Below are 2,852 nucleotides of genomic sequence, written 5' to 3'. Positions count from 1 at the left end.
AGAGACTGGACAACGGGGCTATCTTCTCACGGGCAAAGAACGGTATCTAGAACCCTATCGCACTGCAACTAGCGAGATTACTCAGAAACTTAAAGCTCTGCGCCAATTGACTGCGGATAACCCCAATACCCAAAGTCAGTTTTACCCAATCTTCAACAACTGGCCAAGGAGAACCGGCATTTGGTGTACCTAACATAATTAAATGTTGGACAATTTTATTACCTCCTTCTCGCTCAATAAACCAACGGGAAACTAAACCTCCCATTGAATGAGCAATAATGTGCAGTTCTTTACTGTGGTTTGCTCCTAAACCCACTTCTGTTAACCGCCGTTTCAAATTTTCAGCATTCTCTTTAATTGAAGTATTCAAGTTTTCGTAGTCAAAGGTAAGAACCACGTCGTAAAGTTCGCTGATGGAAAGCTTTTGCCCATCTGCTTGCAATATGGGTTGTTTAATGCTGCTAACTAAATTTTCAGTATCGCCAATAATACCGTGTATATAAAGAGCAATTCGTTTGGCTTTTGCTACTTGCTGCTGAACATCAACTACATCCCGTTTATAGGTTCCTTTCTTGTCGTCTCCCACCTCAGCCACCGCTAAAAGGGGATACTTAAATTCTTGCCCCAAATATCGACTGATTACTTTTTCAAAGAAGATGCGAATAGACCCTTGCAGGCTACGTTCTCCCTGACTAACTGGGGCTGGTAATTGTTCTATCTTAATTTCTGTTTTGCCATCTGGAGTTGTTTTACCGCGACCTAAGGGTAAGAAAAATTCCCCATCATAGCCAACAGCAAGAAGGTATTCATTGTCTGCTAGTGGTGTATCTACTAATAACTTTAAAGGTGCATCTGGAGTGACAACTGTGTAATCTTGAATCTCGTTCAATTCCAATACACTTAATCCAGGGTCAGTACCTCGACTGGTAGTAAATTGGAAAGGTCGAGTAACTTCTGCATCTTCCCGCAGGATAGGGGGCAAAATTTGATTTCCTAAATCTCGGCTGACTTGCGGTGTGGTAGTTAGGCGAGCATTTGCCACCAAGTTAGGATGCACCTGTAATTTCACCCCTGCTCCTAATAATTTTTGTTCTCTCTGAGAAACTGGGGTAGAGTCTAAGGGACGTACAGTGGTAATGGTAATTTCCTGTGCATACCAATCGTCAGACTTCGCTGCACTTTTAGCTTTGATTTCACGATTTTGAGTTCGATTCATCAAACGGTCAAGGCTACTTTGATTTGCAGATTCTAAATCTCTTGTGGCAGGTGGACGAGGAGCATCAAGTTTATTCTGAGTCAGCAATTTAGCATCAAATTCCTCGTTACTGACAATCAATTTAATCATGTCTTTGTACTCAGTAATCCCCTGTAACCACAACTCGTCTGGGACTTCGAGTATCAAGTCTTCGCCACTTAGAGCCAGGGCTTCTTCTCCTGGTTGCAGCCTAATACTACCTGCTTCAAAAAATGGGGCGCTAATAGCGAAACTGTCTGAAAGGTTGACTAAGCCAAAGTAAAGTGGGTTCTGACTTCTATTGGTAAGTTTCAGTTTAAATTCCGGATTTTGCCACCTACCATCCCTATACGTGTACTGCAAACGCATCTGCTGCAATTGAGATGATTCTTCATTTTCAAAGATGAGTTTCATCTCTACATCATCGGCTCTAATCTTAGTTGCTGGATTTGAGAGTTCCGCAATTGTTGTCCAACGGGAAATATGTTCTAAACGTTTAATTGCCTGTTTTGCATTGTCTGGACTATAGCCATCAATTTGAGCTACTAAAGGTCGGTCATCTGTAGGTCGGGCAATCAAATACTGTTGATGACGACAAAGTAGGCGAAACTCGGCTTTACCAACTTCTTTCTCCTCGCGCACATAGGGTGAAGCTTGTCTACCATCAAGTCCAGCTGTTGCTAGTGCTTGGCGTGCGAGAGTTACACCGGCTTCATCTCCTTCAATGTGAACACCTAAAGGTGGTAGCGGTAGGCTGGTAACAACTGCTTTCAAAAAAGTACCATCAGCAGTGAGGTTTGGTACATCTTTGATATCTACCTGACTCTGCGTTGGTAGCACCCTAGTCACTTTTGCTGTACCCACAGACTTTGCTGGGTCACGCAGGTCTTCGATATTGGCGTCAAAGGCAAACAGTGCTAGTAAAGTGGTTTCGCCGTCTTTGGGTGGTTGCACTCCGTGGACAGCACCAGCATCAATTACCCAGCCATAGTTTGGGTCATTTTTAACAATAAAGTAGGGGTGACGTTCTGCGATCGCTCCATCAAGGAAAAACTTGTTTTCATCCTCAGGATTATTCACTTCCAACTGAGGAGACTGGGCTGTAATTTTACTGCGGATGATGGCATTTGTCCGCCCAAACAAATCTCGATAAGTCAATTTGCCATTGGCTTTAAAAAGTGTATCCATCAAAAAATAAGAGAAACTACCCCGGTGTTTGTCACCGCCGTAGTATTCCTTCGCTGTTTCGTAGTCTCGACAAGCAGCTAGAAGTACATGACGACCTTTGGGTATCTTCCAGCCAGTGGGGTGTTTTTCCGGGTCACGGGAATCTGAAAGTTGCGTTAAGTCGGCAAGCGAAAAAATAAAACTATCCAGTGGGCGTTCTCGCTTGTCTGTAGGGAAGCGACGTATTCCTGTCTCTTGCAATGGGTCTTTAGTACCGGAACCAGAGTGGCAGCAATCCATAATAATGGTAATGTGCGGGTCTTTTTCTGCTACTTCGGCAATCAGTTTTGCTAATTCTTTATCTGCCAAATCCCAGCCGTCTTCAGTACGACTGTCATAACATACTAGGGTTTCATCTAAATGGTCGGGTTCTAAATGCCAAAATTCCTTT

The 2,852-nt window shown here is 43.5% G+C and carries 1 protein-coding gene and 1 pseudogene; one reads left to right on the top strand and one right to left on the bottom strand.

Annotated elements, in window-relative coordinates; genetic code table 11:
- A pseudogene (locus LC574_RS39405) lies at positions 1-82 on the top strand (CHASE3 domain-containing protein); the annotation flags it as partial.
- Here LC574_RS39405 and LC574_RS34125 read toward each other — a convergent pair.
- The coding region (locus tag LC574_RS34125) for a caspase family protein (RefSeq protein ID WP_229458039.1) at positions 47-2,852 on the bottom strand (2,806 nt) is incomplete at its 5' end. The pseudogene LC574_RS39405 and the gene LC574_RS34125 overlap by 36 nt on opposite strands.

This window comes from Nostoc sp. CHAB 5715 (genome assembly GCF_020829685.1).
Classification (GTDB): domain Bacteria; phylum Cyanobacteriota; class Cyanobacteriia; order Cyanobacteriales; family Nostocaceae; genus Nostoc.
Note: the sequence above shows the minus strand (reverse complement) of the source record. Positions and strands in the feature narration are given on the sequence as shown.